Source organism: Microbacterium laevaniformans, from assembly GCF_016907555.1.
Taxonomy (GTDB): domain Bacteria; phylum Actinomycetota; class Actinomycetes; order Actinomycetales; family Microbacteriaceae; genus Microbacterium; species Microbacterium laevaniformans.
Genome location: NZ_JAFBCE010000001.1, coordinates 1,640,652 through 1,658,403 on the forward strand (window position 1 = coordinate 1,640,652; position 17,752 = coordinate 1,658,403).

Sequence of the window (17,752 nt, forward strand, 5' to 3'; positions counted from 1 at the left end):
CCGCCGCGACCTCAATCGCGCAGGATGAGGCCTTCCGCGACGTAGAAGAGCACCACATCGATCTGCTCGCGCGCAATGCCGTGCTTCGCGTGGTACGCCTCGCGATACAGGCGCAGCTGGATCATTCGCTCTTCCCGCTCGGCGGCGGTGCGCGGCGCACGGCCCGTCTTCCAGTCGACGATCTCGATGCGCTCGCCGCGCCGGTAGACGGCGTCGAGCTTGCAGATCACGACGTGCGGTCGACCGTCTCCGAGAGCGTCCTCGATCGTGACGTCGATCTCCGTCTCCACTTCCAACGGCCGCAACGATGCCCACTCGGAGGCCAGAAAACGCTCCTGCAGCTCGGCGAGCTCTGTCGGTGCCGGACCGCCGTCGGAGACGGCCGCGGTATCGGATGCGTCCTCATCCCACAGCGCGTCATCGAGCGAGGTGCCGGCGCCCACGACGCCCGAGCGCTGCTCGACCCACGAGTGGAAAGCAGTCCCGAGCCGCGACTGGCGATAGGGACGCTCGGGCAGCGGACGGCGCAGGGCCGGCGCGTCGCCGAGGAAGTCCTTGAAGCGGGATGCCGGGATGCGCACCGGCGCCGCCGGTCGCGCCTTGCGTTCCCGCTCGGCACGCTCGGCGAGCAGGAGGGCGAGTTCAGTCGTGGGCTCGGCCTGCGCAGCTTGTCGCACCTCCTCGGCTGCGGCGGCGACGGTGCCGCGCCGGGCCCCGAGGGGATCGAGCGGCCACTGCAGGAGGCGGCGGCGACCCTCGAAGGGGTTGTCGCCCGGGTCGACGTCGGGCACGATCGTCCGGCCCAGAGCAGCGGCCATCTCCTCCAGGAAGGCACTCGGGCGACGCGGCGACTTCGTCCCCGACCAGTGCGAAGCGCTCAGAAACAGGTGATCCCGCGCACGGGTCACGGCGACGTACGCGAGCCGACGCTCCTCATCCCGCTGGCGCGCGCGCCCGGCCGCGACGAAGTCGTCCAGAGCACGGGAGAGGTCCTGCTGCGTCGGGGACTGGTCAGCACCCCAGCGAAAGGCGGGGAGCCAGTCGGCATCGCCGCGGAACTCGTACGGAAGAACGCCGAACCCGAGCCATCCGCGTGTGTCTTTGGGCCGGGTCGGCAGCTCATCCTCGACCAGTCGGACGACGGCCACGGCATCCCATTCGAGGCCCTTCGATCCATGGATCGTGAGCAGCTGCACGACATCGTCCTCCGGCGGCTCGGTGCGCGGCGCGAACTCATCGAGACGCTCGGCATGGTCGAGCCAGGCGAGAAGGCTGGGCAGCGACCCGCGCTCGTCGGTCGCCAGAAAGCCGTGCAACTCGTCGACGAAGGCGCGCAACTGGTCACCGGCCACCCGCGCCGGACCGCGTGCCTCGTTCGCGGCCAGCTCGATATCCAGCCGGAGTTCGAGCTCGATCATCCGCACGAGCTCGGGAATCGGCAGTGTCGCGTGCCGACGCAGACTGGCGAAGACGGCCGCCGCCTCGCGCAGGCGTTCTCGTGCCGCCGCGGTGAAGTCGCTCAGCCAGCCGTGGTCGGCGCCGTGACGGAGGAAGAAGTCGAGAGCGTCGACGAGCGAGCCCTGATCATCCCCCGCCGACGTCCGCATCCGCGCGACGATGTCCGGATGCAGCGGCTGGAGGGCGCCGTCGTGACGGCTGATCCGCCGGGACAGCTCACTCAACGCCCGCAGATCTGCCACGCCGATCCCCCAGCGCGGACCGGCGAGCAACCTGATCAGCGACGACCCCGCACGCGGGTCGCTGATGACCCGGAGCGTCGCGACGACATCGACCACCTCCGGCGTGGACAACAGCCCGCCGAGGCCGAGGATACGATGCGGGATGCCGCGCCGGCCCAGGGCATCGGCGAAATGCACCATGTGCTTCTTGCTGCGAAAGAGCACGGCCCCCGTCGTCGCGGCGCCCGCTCGCGCGCGCTCATGCCGTACGCGCGCGAACCAGTCCGCCACCGCATCGGCCTCCGCGTCGATGTCGGTGTCGATGTGGATCTCCACCTCGCCCGAGCCCGCACCCGGACGCGGCCGCAGGCCTTCGACGGCGACCGGAACGCTCTCGGCGAGGGGCGCCAGCACGGCGTCGGCCGCACGCAACACGTCGACACTGTTGCGCCAGCTCGTCATCAAAGCGAAGGTCTCGGCCGCACCGGTGGTGCTGAATGCCGTCGCGAAGTCGCCGAGATTGCCGGCGCTGGCCCCTCGCCAGCCGTAGATGGACTGATGGGGGTCGCCGACCGCCATCACCGCCGCGTCGCGGAAGGCGGAGGCGAGAAGCTGGGTCTGCACGACGGACGTGTCCTGGTATTCGTCCAGCAGCACGACGCGATAGCGATCGCGCAACTCCTCTCCGACGGTCGGATGCGCTTCGACGATCTCGCAGGCGCCCGCGACCTGGTCGGAGAAATCGATCACCCCTCGACGGAGCTTTCGCCGGGCGTACTCCCGTGCAAGATCCGCGAGGACGTCCAGTGCGCCGACGGCCACCTGCGCTTTCGCGATGTCGGCGTACACCGTGACGCGCGCCGACGTCGATGGCCGTTCCAGAACGTCCGAGAAGCGCGCGGGAAAGCGCGCGAGCTGCTCGAGGTCGACGCGGTTGTCAGCAGCGTCACGGGCGATGCGCAGGGCGGCATCGATGATCGAACGCAGCGCCTCTTCGCGTACCTCCAGCCGCGGATCGTCGGACTCGAGCACGACACGTCGCATCAGCAGCCAGGCTGCGGACTCGCTGAGAACGGCGGCTTCGGCGTCGCGGCCGAGTCTGACGGCGTGCTCGCGGACAATGCTGTCGGCGAAGCTGTTGTACGTGGAGACGGTCGGCCGCTCCAGCAGCGCGTCGGCCGACACCTCATCGGGGACCGCGACGGCGCCGGTGGCGACGACGAGTTCATCGAGCACGGCGTACCGCGACGACGACGGTGCACCGCTGCGCTCGAGCTCGCCGAGGATCCCCAGCTGCCCCCGCGCGTGCAGGGCCTCGAGATGGGGAACGAGTCCGCGGCGTTCGAACTCCGCAAGCCGCTGCAGTCGCCGGTGCACGCGCTCGGCGAGTTCGCCGGCGGCCTTGCGGGTGAACGTCAGACCGAGCACCGCATCACGCGGAACGAGGCCGTTCGCCACGAGCCAGACGACCCGCCCCGCCATGGTCTCGGTCTTGCCGCTGCCGGCGCCGGCGACGACGAGCGCGGGCGAGAGAGGCGCGGCGATCACCCGGGCTTGTTCGTCCGTGGGAGGGAACTGGCCGAGGGCGGCCGCGAGGGCGGTCGGAGAGACGGCGCTCATGAGGCGCTCACCGCGTTGATCGTGTGAATCCGACAGAGGCCGCAGGAGTGATCGTCACGACAGTGCTCCTCATACGGGGCCGAGAACTCCGCGCCGCTCATGACGGTCGCCGCCTCACGCACTCGGGCGAGGAACGCGTCGCGGGCGGCATCATCCAGCGGCGGCTGGCGGGGTTCCACGTAGTCCTTCGTGGCCGCGGACGGGCGCAAGACGAGCAGCTTCGCGCCGCCGGGGGTGAGACCGGCAGCCTCGGGGATGGCGCCCGCATCGAGCGCCAGCTGGTAGGCGGCGAGCTGCGGATTGTCGACCACCTTCGCGTCGGTCTGCGGTTCGCGCTTACCCGTCTTCAAGTCGACGATCACCACCTCCCCCGAGGCGGTGCGCTCCACGCGATCGATGTACCCGCTGACGATGGCGCCGTGGCTGCCGACCGGGTCGAGGGCGACCGGAACCTCGAAATGCGGTTCCGAACCGATGACGCTTCCGCCCGCGGACTCGAACCGCCGCAGATACACCGACAGTCGTCGGACGAGTTCGCGTGCCCGTGCGCGCTCCGCACGCTCCCGCCAGGCGGACTCGAACTCCAGTTCACTCCACCGCGCGTCCACGACCGCCCACAGCGCGTCCTCGTCGGAGCCCGTTGCGCGCTCCATCGCCGCGTGCACCAGCGTGCCGAGGCCCGCCACAGCTCCCCCGTCATCGGCCCCCAGGTCGGCGAGCAGCCAGTTGAGCTGGCACTCCTCCACGCTCTGGAGCCGCGACGGCGAGACGCGCACGTCCTCCCGCGTGAGATCGCGCAGCGGTGCCGTGGATGTCACGGGCGCTATGCCGTACCACTCCTCGGGGGCGGCGCCCGGGACGCCGGCCGCAGCAAGCAGCCGCAACTGCTCGGCGGCGGCGCGCTGCGCGGACGGGTCGGCTCGACGCTCCGAGAGCGCGCGCCGGTGCTGCGCCACGAGTCCTCGCAGGGTCAGGGGATGCGCGGCGGAGCGCGCCGCCGGCTGAGCCGGCGGAAGAAGCTCGAAGAGCGGACTCGGCCCCGTATCGTCATCGTCGACCGCGGTCACGACGAGTCGTCGGCGCGCACGGGAGCAGGCGCGGGCGAACAGCCGCAACTCGTCGTGCAGCACGCCGCGTCGCCGATCGAGTGTCTCGGTGGCATCGGGCGCTGCGCCGGCGGCGAGTGCTGCCAGCCGCCAGGTCTGCAACAGGCTCCCCCGCGCGCGGAGGTTCGGCCAGACGCCCTCCTGGACGCCCGCGACCACGACGGTGTCGTACTCGGCGCCGACGGCGCCGGCCGGGGTGAGAATGTCGACGGCATCCGCGGTCGAATCGTCGGCCAGCCGGTCCTCGGCGACGTCGGAATCGAGGATGCCGCGCAGAAACGCCCCGGGTGAGGTGCCGTCCGCTCTCTCACCGTGACGTTTGGCGGCCTGGAAGAGGGCCACAAGCGCATCCAGCTCGCGGCCGGATTGCGCGGCGAGCGGACCGGAGCCCTCCGCGGCGGCGACCCATGCCCGCTCAACGCCCAGACCTTGCCACGCGCTCCACAGAATCTCGTGCGCGGTGGGCGCCTCGGCGCCGCCGGCATGAACGAGGTCCCATTGGGCGTGAACGTCGGCGAGGGTGCGCGCGATCCGTTCGGCGCGGCGTCCCTCTCGCGTGTCGAGCAGCGCGAACGCGACGGGATGCCCCAGTGCGGACACGAGCAGATCGGCGCTGGAGGTGGCCGGCTCGTCGGGGGCCCGCTCGCCCACCGGCGGGCCACCGGCCAACGCCGACAGCCGCAGGGCGGCGCGCAGTCGCCGGATCTCGACCGGGTCCATCCCTCCGGCGCGGAGGGCGTCGACGGCGTCCTCGAGAGTCCAGGCAGCGGGCTCGAGCTCGGCCAGCAGCGCGACGCGCAGCAGATCCGCCACTGCGCGGGCCTGAGCCAGAGGTCGCTGCCCGCGGGTGCGCGTGGGCACCTCTCGGGCGGCGAGCTCGGCTTCGAGCGCCGCAACCTGTCGGCTGTCGTGGGCGATGACGGCGCACGCCGACCAGGGCACCGCGTCGTGGACGTGGCGCTCTCGGAGCAGGCGCGCGATGACGTCGTGCTCTTCCGACGCGGAGCGAGCCGTGACGGCGCGGACGCTGCCGTCTCCACCGTCCTCCGGAGCATCACCGGAGGCGAGAGGGCGCAGGCGGTGCGCGACGACCCCGGCGGCACCGATCCGGGCCGTGACCGCGGCGATCAGACGTCGCTGGGCCTCGGAGCCGCGGTGCATGTGGTCGAGGACATACACGGGCCCGGCGGCTGCCAGGCGCGAGAAGTTCTCCGGGCTGGCCCCGCGGAAGCTTCCCGAACCGACATCCGGATCACCGAAGGCGAGCACCGCCACGCCACGCGCGCGGCAGGCCTCCAGCAGTTCCACACCGCCGAGAGTCAGCTCCTGGGCGTCGTCCACGACGATCGCCCGCAGTCGCTCCAGCGCGGCGAGCCCCGGCGCGCCGGCCGGAAGCGTGCGGACGAGGCCCAGCGCCTCACGGACGAGGCCCGCGGCGTCGCGATGGGCTCCGCGCATGCGGTCGCGCGCATACAGGTACTCCCGCGAGAAGGATGCCGCCGCCGCCCACTCCGCGACGCCGTGTCGCGCCGCAAGATCCGCCAGGTGATCGGCGGAGACTCCGAGCTGCGCGCACTCGGCGAGCAGAGCGCGCAGCTCGCCGCGGAACGTGCGCGTGGAGCGCACGGCCGCCGGCAGCGAGAGCGGCCACCGCACGATCCCGTCGATCTCATCCTCGGCGTCTCCGGCCAGCAGATCGGCGATCACCTGGTCCTCGTCCGGACCGGTCAGCAACTGGGGCACCGGCTCGCCACGATGGACGGCCTCGGCGCGGACGATCTGGTAGCCGAACGCCACGATCGAGCGCGCCAACGCGCCGGGTGTGGCGACGCCGACGGCGAGGGCGAGGCGGTCTCGCAGCGCAGTCGCGGAGGCGCGCGATGGCGTCAGCACGAGCACCTCGTCCGGCAGCAACTCACCGCGGGTGTGGCCCGCGGGCGGCCGGACGAGTGCGCCGACCCGCGCGATCGCGGTCGCGGTCTTACCCGATCCCGGGGCGCCCACCACGACGCCCGACGCGTCGGCGGGAAGGTCGATGACGGCACGCTGAGCGGCATCCCACGTCACACGATCCATGCCTCTCACGCTAGCCGGAGGCGCCGACACGAGCGTTCGCGCACAGCGAGCGGCGCACTGCCCTGCGCGCGATCCCGCACCCGATCCGGTGTCGTAGAGTCGAGGTGCGGCCGGCGTACCGGTCCGCTCCGCACGCCGACGGCGGCGGGGTCATGAACAGAAGTGAGGCAGTCACCGTGGAGATCCGCATCGGCATCGCGAACACCGCTCGGGAGCTCAGCTTCGAGTCGGCCCAGTCGGCGGATGCCGTGACGAGCACGATCCAGAAGGCTCTCGAGGCCTCGGAGTCCTTCGTCACCTTCACCGACGTCAAGGGCAACACCTACATCGTTCCCACGACCGGCATCACGTTCATCGAGGTCGGCACGGAGGAGTCCCGGCGCGTCGGCTTCGTCGCCTGAGCACCGGCATCCCACCGTGGACATCCTGCTCGCGTTCATCTTCGGCGGCGCCTACGGCGGCGTCCTGCACTACCTCATGCCCGGACGCACCTCGCGTGGCAGCGCCGTCGCCCCCGTGCTCGGTGCCGTCCTGGGCGGAGTGGTCTGGATGGCCCTCACCTGGGCCGGTCTGACGACGCTGGACCCGTGGCTGTGGATCCTTTCGATCGCCGTCCCCGCGGTCGTCGTACCCGCGGCCCTCGCCATCCTCACGCGAGTGCGCGCGAACCACGACGCGCGCGAGCGGTTGCGGCTGAAGATCTCCTGAGCTCGCCGGGCCGACGGCGCGGCCCCTCTGTCAGGCGTCGAGCCCCATCGCAGACATGCGACGCGAGTGCGCACCGAGAAGGTCGGTGAACACCGGCTCGACCTTGCGCTCCTCCGCGGCATCCAGGGTCTGAGGACGAAGGGCGGCGCGCGCGATGAGGAGCGTGTCGCCCACGAGGCGACGTCCCCACAGAGCGAGCAGCGATTTCCACTGCTCATCGGCGGCGATCGCGCCCGCGATGATGTCGACGAGGGCTTGCCGGTCGTCGTCGCCGCGCAGGATGTCCGCGACCCGCCGGCCGGTCACGCCGTAGCTGGAAGACAGCGCGAGGTAGAAGTCGTCGAGCATGCCCGCCGTGATGTGCACCGAGAGCATCGTCTCGAGCGAGCGTGCACCGTGCGTCGACCGACGAAATGCGTCGAGGGGCTCACGGAAGGGCAGCATGAGGTCGAGGGGATCGTCGCCGCGTTCGCGGATGAGGGCGAGGATCGCGCGGTGCTTGTGCAGGGCCGCTCCGGCCGCCACCGAGATCGATTCCTTCTGCGTCAGCTCGGGGGTCGGTGCGATCAGCTCGCTGAGCGTCTCGAAGTAGCCGAGCTGCAGGTACGCAGCTTGCCCGAGGAAGGTGTCGATGTCGGGTGCGAGCTCTTCGAAGTCGACGCGCCGGACGTCGCCGAAGTCGCCGCGAGAGCGCACGCGCAGCGTACGTGCGACGGTGCGGTCGCGCTGCCAGGGCCAGGTCACCACGCCCCCAGCCTAGATGCGACCCGCCGCTTCCGAGGTAGTCACGACACCCTCCGGTAGGCTGGTCAGGTCTCGGCGATGGATCGAGACCCCCGCGCCTGCGGATGAGTAGAAGGCGTGGACTTCCTCACCGGCGGCTTCTCACCGCCAGACAGGCACGTATTGTGACGACATTCGCTGAACTCGGAATCGATCCCGACATCGTGGAGGCCCTCGCCTCCAAGGGCATCGTGGACGCCTTCCCCATTCAGGAGCAGACGATTCCTCTGGGGCTGCCGGGCCAGGACATCATCGGTCAGGCCAAGACGGGCACGGGCAAGACCTTCGGTTTCGGCATTCCCGTGGTCCAGCGTCTCGGCCTCGACCCGGCGCCGGGTGTGAAGGCGCTCATCGTCGTTCCGACCCGTGAGCTGGCCGTCCAGGTCTACGAAGACATGGACATGCTCACCCAGAACCGCTCGACGAGCGTGGTCGCCATCTACGGCGGCAAGGCGTACGAGGGTCAGATCGACCAGCTGAAAGCCGGTGCGCAGATCGTCGTCGGCACACCGGGTCGCCTGATCGATCTCAACAACCAGCGCCTGCTCGATCTGAGCGGCGCGGTGGAGGTCGTGCTCGATGAGGCCGACAAGATGCTCGATCTCGGCTTCCTCGCCGACATCGAGAAGATCTTCCAGAAGGTCGCGCCGGTGCGTCACACCCAGCTGTTCTCCGCGACGATGCCCGGCCCGATCGTCGCTCTCGCGCGCCGGTTCATGAGCAACCCGATCCACATCCGGGCGACCGATCCCGACGAGGGTCTGACGCAGGCCAACATCAAGCACCTCGTCTACCGGGCGCATTCGCTCGACAAGGATGAGGTGATCGCCCGCATCCTGCAGGCAGAGGGTCGCGGCAAGACGGTCGTCTTCACCCGCACCAAGCGCGCCGCTCAGAAGCTGGTGGACGAGCTGAACGACCGCGGGTTCAATGCGGGTGCCGTGCACGGCGACATGAGCCAGGAGGCGCGTGAGCGGTCGATGGCCGCGTTCAAGGCCGGCAAGAAGGACGTGCTGATCGCCACCGACGTCGCCGCCCGCGGTATCGATGTGGACGACGTCACCCACGTCATCAACCACACGATCCCGGACGACGAGAAGACCTACCTGCACCGCGCGGGACGCACCGGCCGCGCCGGCAAGACGGGTATCGCCATCACCTTCGTCGACTGGGACGACCTGCACAAGTGGGCCCTGATCAACCGGGCGCTCGAGTTCGGGCAGCCGGAGCCGGTCGAGACGTACTCGTCGAGCCCGCACCTGTACACCGACCTGGACATCCCGGCGGGGACCAAGGGCCGCATCGCGAAGGCGCCCAAGACGGAGGCGGTGCGCACGCAGCGCCCGGCACCCGAGCGGGCGGTGGATGCCGCGGCCGACGGGACCGGTGAGGCCGGCACGCGTCGTCGCCGTCGCCGTCGCTCCGGATCGTCAGCGGTCGGATCGACCTTCGCCGAGGGTGCATCGGCGGGCGCCGATGCCGCCGCATCCACGTCCGACGACGCTTCCCGCTCCGCCGACGGCGCCGGTACGCACGACGGCACCGGCAGCGAGCACCACGACGGCAAGCCCGCCCCCGCGCGTCGCCGTCGGCGCCGCCGCGGCGCGGCTGGCGGCGCGCCGGCCGCTCCCCCCGTCGCCGGCGCCTGACGCCAAGACCCGCGGTGGCCACCGCGCCGGACGCTCACGCCGCACGAACTCCGCAGAATCGCACGTCCTCCGCATCCACATCGGCGATCCGATGCGGAGTTCGTCACCATCTGCGGAGTTCGCGCGTCCCGGCCCGGCGCCGCCACCACAGCCTCTCGAGCAGGCCGGATTGCTGCATCGCGCCGTCAGGCGAAGACGGGCGCGCTGCCCGTCGCCCTCTCGATGATGCGCTGCACCATCTCGTCGGCGGTCGTGAACTCGCCCGGCTGGTTCGGCTTTCCCAACCCGTGATAGTCGCTGGAGCCGGTCACGATGAGATCCCGCTCCGCCACGAGCGTGCGCAGCGCCCCGAGAGCCGGCTCGCGATTCTCCCGATGACCGAGTTCGAATCCCGCGAGCCCGGCGTCGAGCATGCGACCCAGCAGCTGGGCGGGGAGCAGCCCGCCGCGGCCGGCCGGATGAGCGATGATCGGCACACCTCCGGCATCCACGACAGCGGACACCGCGGTCACCGGATCCGGCGCATACAGGTCGACGTAGTAGTCGCTGCCGGGGTGCAGGATGCCGGCGAAGGCCTCCCCCCGATCGCGGACGTAGCCGCGCGCGATGAGCGCGTCGGCCAGGTGCGGCCGCCCCACGGTCGCCCCGACCGTCGTCTGGGCGAGGATGTCGTCCCAGGTGAGGTCGTAGTCACGACCGATCCGCTCGGCCATCGTCTGGGCGCGCGTCAGACGCGAGTGGCGGATCCGGTCGGTCAGCGCACGCAACCCCGCATGCTCCGGTTCGAACAGGTAGGCGAGCACGTGGATGCTGCGCCACTCGTGACGAGCCGACAGCTCCATGCCCGGAATCAACGTCATGCCCAGCGAGGCGGCCGCCTCCGCGGCCTCCGACCAGCCCGACGTGGTGTCGTGGTCGGTCAGGGCGGCGGTGTGCAGACCCACCGCATGCGCCGCGGCCATCACCCGCGCCGGAGGCTCAGTACCGTCCGAATGGTCGGAGTGCAGGTGCAGGTCGCTGGGCCCGCGAAACCGCGGCATCCGCTCCTGAACCGACGACACGACCATCCCCCGAGCGTACCGCCGGCTCGTGCGGGGCTCCCGCCTGCGGCATTCGCGGTCCGGGAACTCCCAGGAGCATTGGCGTAGAGTCCCCCACGTGCTGCGCCTGCCCGGAATCCTCGTGACGGTGGCCGCCGCGATCGCCACCACGGTCGTCACGTGGCCGCAGTTCTTCCGCCTCGAGCAGACCTTCCCGTTCGCACAGATCGTCTCCCTGCGCCCCGTCGTCGTCGTGGTTCTCGGGGTCGTGTTCGTGCTCGGTCTGCTGCTCGCCCTCGTGCGCCCGCTCCGGGCGTTCGCGGGCGCGATCGCGGTCATCGCCCTGCTCGGTGCCCTCGCGAACGGCGGCGTCCTCCTCGTGCGCGGCGTGGAAACCGGAAGCCTGCCGCCGGCGACGGATTCCAGCATCCGCGTGATGACCTGGAACACCGCCGGCGCCGCCACCGATGCCGACCTCATCGCCCGAACCGCTGTGGCGATGAAGGCCGACGTCGTCGCTCTACCGGAGACGACCATCGAGACCGGTGAAGCCGTGGCGATCGCGATGCGCGAGATGGGCGCACCGATGTGGGCGCATCACGAGAACTACGGTGAGCGTCCTGGATATCCGGACTGGGCCGCGAACTCGACGACCCTGCTCATCTCCCCCACCCTCGGCGACTACGCCGTCGTGGCGTCCACCTCCGACGGCGCGACCAACACCTCGGCCGTCCCCAGCGTCGTCGCGATGCCCATCGACGGCAGCGGACCCACGATCGTCGCCGTCCACGCGGTCGCGCCGCGTCAGGACCGCATGTCGGACTGGCGCAGCGACCTGACCTGGATCGCCAATCAGTGCGCGAGCGATGACGTGATCATGGCAGGAGACTTCAACGCCACGGTCGACAACATGGCCCGTCTCGGCGTCGACGGCGGCGACCTGGGCCGATGCACGGATGCCGCGGCACGCACCGGTTCCGGGGCGGTGGGAACGTGGTCCACGTCGCTGCCCCCACTGATCGGCACCCCGATCGATCACATCATGGCGACGGCGAACTGGAAGCCGACCGGATCGGTCGTGCTCGGCTCGCTGGATGGGAGTGGCAGCGACCACCGTCCGCTCGTCGTGCAGTACGAGGCCGAAGGGTAGGCCCCGGGGCCGCCGGCCGCCCTCCGACGAAGGGAGGAGGTGCGAGACTTGTCCCATGAGCACGAGCGAGAGCGACACGATCGCCACGACCGACACCGCCGGCGCACCCGTTGAGAACGCCAACCGCAAGCAGCCGTTCCCGCGCGGCTTCCTCGACGCCATCTCGACCGGCTGGGCCGAACGGCCCGAACTCACACCCTCGCCGCGACCGCAGGTCCCGTACACGGCGGCGCGGCGCGCGGCCGTCTCGGCAGCCTTCCCCGGGCAGCGCCTCGTGCTGCCGGCAGGAACATACAAGCAGCGATCCAACGACACCGACTACCCGTTCCGCGCGCACTCGGCGTTCGCCCACCTCACCGGCTGGGCGAGCGACAGCGTGCCCGACTCGGTCCTCGTCTTCGATCCGCGTGAGAGCGGCGACGGCCACGACGTGACGCTCTACCTGCGCGAGCGCGCCGACCGGACCACGGCCGAGTTCTACAGCGACGCGACCATCGGCGAGTTCTGGATCGGGCCGCGCCCCGCCCTGGCGGGCGTCGCCGGCGAGCTGGGACTGACCACCGCCCCGATCGAAGACTTCGCGGCGGCAGAGAGCGACCTCGTTCTGGACGAGGACCCGGAACTGACGCGCGTCGTCTCCGAGCTGCGGCTCGTCAAAGACGACTACGAGATCGCCCAGCTGCGCCTCGCCGTCGAGGTCACCGCTCGCGGCTTCGACGACATCGTCGCCGATCTCCCGCGGATCATCCAGACCCCGCGCGGCGAGCGTGCGGTGGAGGGCATCTTCCACCATCGCGCCCGTATCGAGGGCAACGGCGAGGGGTACGACACGATCGCGGCATCCGGTCCGCACGCCTGCTACCTGCACTGGACGCGCAACGACGGCGCCGTCCTTCCTGGCGACCTCATTCTCATCGACGCCGGCGCCGAGGTCGACAGCCTCTACACCGCCGATATCACCCGCACGATTCCGGTCAGCGGCACCTTCTCCCCCGTCCAGCGCATGATCTACGAGACCGTTCGGGAGGCGGCCGACGCCGCTTTCGCGGCGGCACGGCCCGGGGTGACGTTCCGTTCGGTTCACGAAGCGGCCATGCGTGTCATCGCGGAGCGCGTGGCCGCGTGGGGCCTGCTGCCGGTCACCGCAGAGGAAGCGCTCGATGCCGACAACGGCGGTCAGCACCGCCGCTACATGGTCCACGGCACGAGTCATCACCTGGGGCTCGACGTGCACGATTGCGCCCAGGCGCGCCGCGAGATGTACTACGACGGGATTCTGGAGCCGGGAATGGTCTTCACGATCGAGCCGGGGCTCTACTTCCAGATCGACGATCTGACCGTTCCGGAAGAGTTCCGCGGTATCGGCGTGCGCATCGAGGACGACATCCTCATGACTGCCGACGGCCCGGTGAACCTGTCTGCGGGCATTCCGCGCACCGCCGACGAGGTCGAGGCCTGGGTCGCGGGGCGTACCGTCACCAGCTGAGGGCGTTCAGAAGCGCTGACGGAGCCACGGGACGATCAGGTCCGCGAGCTCGGCACCGATCTGGTCGGCGGGTCGGCGGCGGCCCTTGACCTCGAAAGAGTGGGTGCCGCCGTCGATCCACACGGTGCTGGCGTCTCGGCATCCGCTGAGGGCCTGATCGTACTGCGCACGGGGCTGGATGAACGGGTCGTTCGTGCCTTCGACGAACAGCTGGGCCACGGTGATCTGCGGAAGGTGGTCGGCGCGGAGCTTCTCCGGTGCGCCGGGCGGATGCAGCGGATAGCCGAGGTACACCAGCGCCGCGGGCGCGATCGCTCCGTCGGCGGCAGCCATCGACGCCATGCGTCCGCCGTAGGACTTGCCCGCCGCGACGAACGGCACACCGTCAACCGCCTGGCGCGCTGCCGCCTCAACGGCGGTCCAGGTCGCGATCGCGTGCGAGGCGGGGCCCGGCATCTTCCGGCCCGCTTGCGCGTACGGGAACGCGAAGCGCATCACGCTCACGCCCTGGCGTGCGCAGGCTGCGGCCAGGCCGAGCAAGAACGGGTGGTCCATTCCGGCCCCCGCGCCGTGAGCGAGCGCCATCACGGCCCACGGGTCGAGCGCCTTGTCCAGCGACGTCGAGACCTCGACGGCGCCTGTCGGCAGCGCGACCTCCATCACCGCTCCGGCGGCGTCGGTCCCTGTTCGCCGCCGTCTCCGACAGCGGCATCGTCCGTCGGAGGGGTCGCCGGTTCGGCCGGAGTGGTCGTGGGCGGTGCCAGGCGTTCGCCGTACTGCGGCGGATCGACGCGCTCACCGTACTGCGGAGGCGTGCTCGTGTCGGGCGTGGGTGCGGGGACCGGCGCCGCGGGTGGGCGGTGCGCGGCGGCAGGCGTCACCGTCTTGCCGACGACTTCGCGGGCGCGGTGGATGCTGCGCGGGAGAACCGTCACCTCGTAGCGGTCGGCCAGCACCTGCGTGATCGACGTGTAGTCGCGCCGGCGGCGGACGATCGAGTAGGTGATGATGCTCATCAGCATGCCCAGTGCGATACCCACCAGCATGACGCCGATGAAGAGCTGGATCGCCGCGTTCGGCGTACCCAGCACGAAGATGGCAGAGAAGAGCAGACCCAGAAGGATGCCGTTCACTGCTCCCGAGCGCGCGGCCGCCGCGTACCCGAGTCGCCCCGTGACGGTCTCCACGGAGCGCAGGCCATGGCCGACGATCGCGATGTCGCGGGCGGGGATATCCGCCTCCACGAGCTGAGACACCGCCTTCTGCGCCGCCGGGTACGTCGCGAAGTCGGCGATCTTCTCGCCGTGTTCCTGGGGTATTCCGCCCAACATGCTCACCCGACCATCTTGGCATGCGCACCCTGTGCATCCGCCGCGGCGCATCGTGCGTGTGGCCCCGGTTCCCCATGGGCGCGGACTACGCTGGTCAGGTGAGTACGCAGAGGGTTTTCGTGGCGCGCCTGGTGGGCTGCACCGTCTTCGACCCCGCGGGCGACCGGCTCGGCAAAGTCCGTGACGTGGTCGTCATCTACCGAAAAGACGACCCGCCGCGTGTGGTGGGCCTGGTCGTCGAGATCCCGGGACGTCGCCACGTCTTCCTGTCGATCGGGCGCGTCACCTCGATCCAGTCCGGCCAGGTCATCACGACCGGACTCATCAACGTTCGACGCTTCCAGCAGCGCGGCGGCGAGGTGCGCGTCATGAGCGAGCTTCTCGGTCGTCGCGTGTACTTCACCGACGCCTCGGGACACGCCGTGATCGAGGACGTCGCGATCGAGCGCAACCGTCTCGGCGAGTGGGACATCGGTCAGCTCTTCCTCCGCAAGCCCAAGACGAGCGCCTCCCCGTTCGCGAAGGGACCGACGACGTTCGCGAGCTGGGGCGATGTGCGCGAACAGGCTGTACCCGGGCAGGCGCAGTCGGCGGAGCAACTGGTGGCGACCTTCTCCGAACTCAAGCCGGCCGACCTCGCCAACACCCTGCTCGACCTGCCCGACGAACGCCTCCTCGAAGTCGCGGAGGAGCTCTCCGACGACCGTCTCGCCGACGCGCTGGAGGAGATGCCCGAAGACGACCAGGTGCATATCCTCGAAGCTCTCGGCGATGAGCGCGCCGCCGACATCCTCGATCAGATGGAGCCCGACGACGCCGCCGACGTTCTGGCGCAGTTGCCGGAGGAGCAGCGTGAAGAGCTCCTCGAGCTGATGGAGCCCGAGGAGGCGGAAGACGTCCGTGCTCTCCTCAAGTACGGCCCCGACACCGCGGGCGGTCTGATGACGAGCGAGCCGATCGTGCTGTCGGCCGATGCGACCGTCGCCGAGGCGCTCGCGCTGATCCGCCGCCACGAGCTGCACCCCGCCCTGGCCGCGGCGGTCTTCGTGACGCTCCCCCCGTACGAGACTCCGACGGGGCGTCTGCTGGGAACCGTGCACTTCCAACGGATGCTGCGATATCCACCGCACGAGCGACTCGGCGCGATCATTGATGACACTCTCGACCCGGTGCCCGTGACGGCATCCGCCGCCGAAGTGGCACGCCTGCTCGCGAGCTACAACCTCGTGTCCCTCCCCGTCGTCGACGCGGCGCACCGACTCGTCGGGGCGGTCAGCGTCGACGACGTCCTGGACTACCTGCTGCCCGAGGACTGGCGCTCTCACGACGGCGACGATGATGCGCTGACCACTCCCGCGACCACCGCGACGCTTCCGAGGAGGCTCTGATGGCGAAGGAGCGCCGCACGTTCTCGCTGGACGCGCCGCGCGGGCGCGCGGGCATGCTGAGCCGCAGCCCGCAACCCTCTCGCGACCGGTTCGGGCGCTTCTCCGAATCCTTCGCCCGCGCCATGGGAACCTCCGGGTTCCTCATCGGCATTACGGTGTTCGTCGCGGTATGGCTCTGGTGGAACACCGCGATGCCGCGCGAGATGCAGTTCGACGCGGCGGAGAACAACTTCACGCTGCTCACCTTGATCCTCTCGCTGCAGGCGTCCTACGCCGCTCCCCTCATCCTTCTCGCCCAGAACCGGCAGGACGATCGCGACCGGGTGCAGATCGAGCAGGATCGTCAGCGCGCAGAGCGCAATCTCGCCGACACCGAGTACCTCGCCCGCGAGGTCGTCGCACTGCGCATGGCGATGACGGACGTCTCCGAGCACGTCGTCACCCGCGACGTGCTGCGCCAGGAGTTGAAGGCTCTGCTCGAGTCATTGGAGGACTCCCGGGACCGTGACCACCGCGGCGAAAAGGCCGACCAGCCGTGACGTCTGCTCTCGCAGGCGCCGGCGACGCCACCGGTGCCGAGGGCGATGCGCGGACGGATGCCGTCCGGCGGGCCGTCGGCGCGGTCATCGACCCGGAGCTTCGCCGTCCGCTCGCCGAACTCGACATGATCCGCAGCGTCGGTGTGAGCGGCGCGCGCGCCCGTGTGGAGATCGCCCTGACGATCGTGGGATGTCCCGCCGCCGACCGCATTGAGCGGGACGTGCGCGCGGCGGCATCCACCGCGCCGGGCATCTCCGATGTCGAAGTCGTCGTCGGGGTGATGTCGCCGCCAGAGCGCCAGGCGCTGACCGCTCGGCTGCGCGGAGGCCGTGCCGCGCGGACCATGCCGTTCGGTCCCGATGCCCTGACGCGCGTCATCGCGGTCACGAGCGGCAAGGGCGGTGTCGGCAAGTCCAGCATCACCGCGAACCTCGCCGTCGCCCTGGCCCAGCGTGGGCTCGCCGTCGGGCTGATCGACGCCGACGTGCACGGCTTCTCGATCCCTGGACTGCTCGGTCTCGTGGATGCCGAGGGCCGCCCACCCGCACCCACCCGCATCGACGACCTCATGCTGCCGCCCGTCGCGTTCGGGGTGAAGGCGATCTCGATCGGGATGTTCCTCCCGCGAGACCAGCCCGTCTCCGCGGCCGTGGCTTGGCGCGGCCCGATGCTGCACCGCACGGTGCAGCAGTTTCTGACCGATGTATTCTTCGGCGACCTCGACGTGCTCCTCATCGACATGCCCCCCGGAACGGGCGACGTGGCGATCTCCGTTGGGCAGCTCCTGCCGCACGCCGACGTGCTCGTCGTCACGACACCGCAGACCGCGGCATCCGACGTCGCCGTGCGCAGCGGGCTCGTGGCGGCGCAGACCGGTCAGCGGGTGATCGGCGTCGTCGAGAACATGGGGGCGATGACGCTTCCCGACGGCAGCACCCTGGATCTATTCGGGGCCGGTGGTGGTGACGCGGTGGCGGCGTCCCTGTCCTCGGCGGATCATGTCGTTCCGCTGCTCGCCTCCGTTCCGCTCAGCGTCGATCTGCGGCGCGGCGGCGACGAGGGAGCTCCGGTGGTCGTTTCACGACCCGAGGATGCCGCCGCACGGGCGATCGCCGCGCTGGCCGAGCGGATCGCGGCGACACCCCGCGGCCTTGCCGGCAGGTCGCTGCCGGTCACGCCGCGCTGACGCTCCGCGC

The 17,752-nt window shown here is 70.6% G+C and carries 14 protein-coding genes; 8 read left to right on the forward strand and 6 right to left on the reverse strand.

The window, feature by feature from the left end:
• Nucleotides 1-11 precede the first annotated feature (11 nt).
• Complete coding sequence (locus JOE53_RS07765; protein WP_204947340.1) at nucleotides 12-3,299, reverse strand: ATP-dependent DNA helicase; 3,288 nt, start codon at nucleotides 3,297-3,299, stop codon at nucleotides 12-14.
• Complete coding sequence (locus tag JOE53_RS07770) at nucleotides 3,296-6,481, reverse strand: UrvD/REP family ATP-dependent DNA helicase (protein ID WP_233449510.1); 3,186 nt, start codon at nucleotides 6,479-6,481, stop codon at nucleotides 3,296-3,298. The genes JOE53_RS07765 and JOE53_RS07770 overlap by 4 nt, the downstream gene beginning before the upstream one ends.
• 176 nt (nucleotides 6,482-6,657) lie before the next feature.
• Here JOE53_RS07770 and JOE53_RS07775 point away from each other — a divergent pair, with 176 nt between their 5' ends.
• Entirely contained in the window at nucleotides 6,658-6,882 is a 225-nt protein-coding gene (locus JOE53_RS07775) for a DUF3107 domain-containing protein (protein ID WP_036283262.1), read from the forward strand.
• Nucleotides 6,883-6,898: 16 nt separating this feature from the next.
• Nucleotides 6,899-7,189: a hypothetical protein gene (locus tag JOE53_RS07780; RefSeq protein ID WP_204947341.1), complete on the forward strand. Its 291-nt coding sequence runs from the start codon at nucleotides 6,899-6,901 to the stop codon at nucleotides 7,187-7,189.
• A 30-nt stretch (nucleotides 7,190-7,219) separates the two neighbouring features.
• Here JOE53_RS07780 and JOE53_RS07785 read toward each other — a convergent pair whose 3' ends face one another.
• Nucleotides 7,220-7,936 (reverse strand): ferritin-like fold-containing protein, encoded by a 717-nt coding sequence (locus JOE53_RS07785; RefSeq protein WP_204947342.1) that lies wholly within the window; start codon nucleotides 7,934-7,936, stop codon nucleotides 7,220-7,222.
• Nucleotides 7,937-8,097: 161 nt separating this feature from the next.
• Here JOE53_RS07785 and JOE53_RS07790 point away from each other — a divergent pair, with 161 nt between their 5' ends.
• Nucleotides 8,098-9,621, forward strand: a complete 1,524-nt coding sequence (locus JOE53_RS07790) for a DEAD/DEAH box helicase (protein WP_204947343.1) — start codon at nucleotides 8,098-8,100, stop codon at nucleotides 9,619-9,621.
• A gap of 185 nt (nucleotides 9,622-9,806) precedes the next feature.
• Here the strand turns inward: JOE53_RS07790 and JOE53_RS07795 are convergent, their stop codons facing one another.
• The gene (locus JOE53_RS07795; RefSeq protein WP_005053654.1) at nucleotides 9,807-10,688 is read right to left on the reverse strand and encodes a PHP domain-containing protein; all 882 of its coding nucleotides are present in this window, start codon (nucleotides 10,686-10,688) and stop codon (nucleotides 9,807-9,809) included.
• Nucleotides 10,689-10,779: 91 nt separating this feature from the next.
• On the opposite strand from JOE53_RS07795, the gene JOE53_RS07800 reads away from it, so the two are divergent.
• Nucleotides 10,780-11,811 carry an endonuclease/exonuclease/phosphatase family protein gene (locus JOE53_RS07800; protein WP_005053656.1) on the forward strand — a complete coding sequence of 344 codons (1,032 nt, stop codon included), beginning with the start codon at nucleotides 10,780-10,782 and terminating at the stop codon, nucleotides 11,809-11,811.
• Between the two features lie 55 nt (nucleotides 11,812-11,866).
• A complete protein-coding gene (locus tag JOE53_RS07805; protein WP_016464730.1) occupies nucleotides 11,867-13,297 on the forward strand; it encodes an aminopeptidase P family protein in 1,431 nt (476 codons plus the stop codon).
• Nucleotides 13,298-13,303: 6 nt separating this feature from the next.
• Here the strand turns inward: JOE53_RS07805 and JOE53_RS07810 are convergent, their stop codons facing one another.
• Together JOE53_RS07810 and JOE53_RS07815 are read right to left on the reverse strand one after the other, a co-directional pair.
• Nucleotides 13,304-13,957 carry an alpha/beta hydrolase family protein gene (locus JOE53_RS07810; protein WP_005053660.1) on the reverse strand — a complete coding sequence of 218 codons (654 nt, stop codon included), beginning with the start codon at nucleotides 13,955-13,957 and terminating at the stop codon, nucleotides 13,304-13,306.
• Complete coding sequence (locus JOE53_RS07815) at nucleotides 13,957-14,628, reverse strand: general stress protein (protein ID WP_005053663.1); 672 nt, start codon at nucleotides 14,626-14,628, stop codon at nucleotides 13,957-13,959. Before JOE53_RS07815 ends, JOE53_RS07810 begins: the two co-directional genes overlap by 1 nt.
• A gap of 98 nt (nucleotides 14,629-14,726) precedes the next feature.
• Between JOE53_RS07815 and JOE53_RS07820 the strand changes: the two genes are divergently transcribed.
• From JOE53_RS07820 to JOE53_RS07830, 3 genes are read left to right on the forward strand one after another with little or no spacing between them, the layout of a single operon-like run.
• A complete protein-coding gene (locus JOE53_RS07820; RefSeq protein WP_036283619.1) occupies nucleotides 14,727-16,016 on the forward strand; it encodes a magnesium transporter MgtE N-terminal domain-containing protein in 1,290 nt (429 codons plus the stop codon).
• Complete coding sequence (locus tag JOE53_RS07825; RefSeq protein WP_005053667.1) at nucleotides 16,016-16,555, forward strand: DUF1003 domain-containing protein; 540 nt, start codon at nucleotides 16,016-16,018, stop codon at nucleotides 16,553-16,555. The genes JOE53_RS07820 and JOE53_RS07825 overlap by 1 nt, the downstream gene beginning before the upstream one ends.
• Nucleotides 16,552-17,742 carry a P-loop NTPase gene (locus JOE53_RS07830; RefSeq protein ID WP_005053669.1) on the forward strand — a complete coding sequence of 397 codons (1,191 nt, stop codon included), beginning with the start codon at nucleotides 16,552-16,554 and terminating at the stop codon, nucleotides 17,740-17,742. Before JOE53_RS07825 ends, JOE53_RS07830 begins: the two co-directional genes overlap by 4 nt.
• Nucleotides 17,743-17,752: the final 10 nt, after the last annotated feature.

Bases quoted from the DNA above. Each gene is read 5' to 3' on its own strand.
- JOE53_RS07805 (WP_016464730.1), top strand. From the start codon at position 11,867: ATGAGCACGAGCGAGAGCGACACGATCGCCACGACCGACACCGCCGGC.
- JOE53_RS07765 (WP_204947340.1), bottom strand. From the start codon at position 3,299: ATGAGCGCCGTCTCTCCGACCGCCCTCGCGGCCGCCCTCGGCCAGTTC.
- JOE53_RS07825 (WP_005053667.1), top strand. From the start codon at position 16,016: ATGGCGAAGGAGCGCCGCACGTTCTCGCTGGACGCGCCGCGCGGGCGC.
- JOE53_RS07815 (WP_005053663.1), bottom strand. From the start codon at position 14,628: ATGTTGGGCGGAATACCCCAGGAACACGGCGAGAAGATCGCCGACTTC.
- JOE53_RS07810 (WP_005053660.1), bottom strand. From the start codon at position 13,957: ATGGAGGTCGCGCTGCCGACAGGCGCCGTCGAGGTCTCGACGTCGCTG.
- JOE53_RS07795 (WP_005053654.1), bottom strand. From the start codon at position 10,688: ATGGTCGTGTCGTCGGTTCAGGAGCGGATGCCGCGGTTTCGCGGGCCC.
- JOE53_RS07770 (WP_233449510.1), bottom strand. From the start codon at position 6,481: ATGGATCGTGTGACGTGGGATGCCGCTCAGCGTGCCGTCATCGACCTT.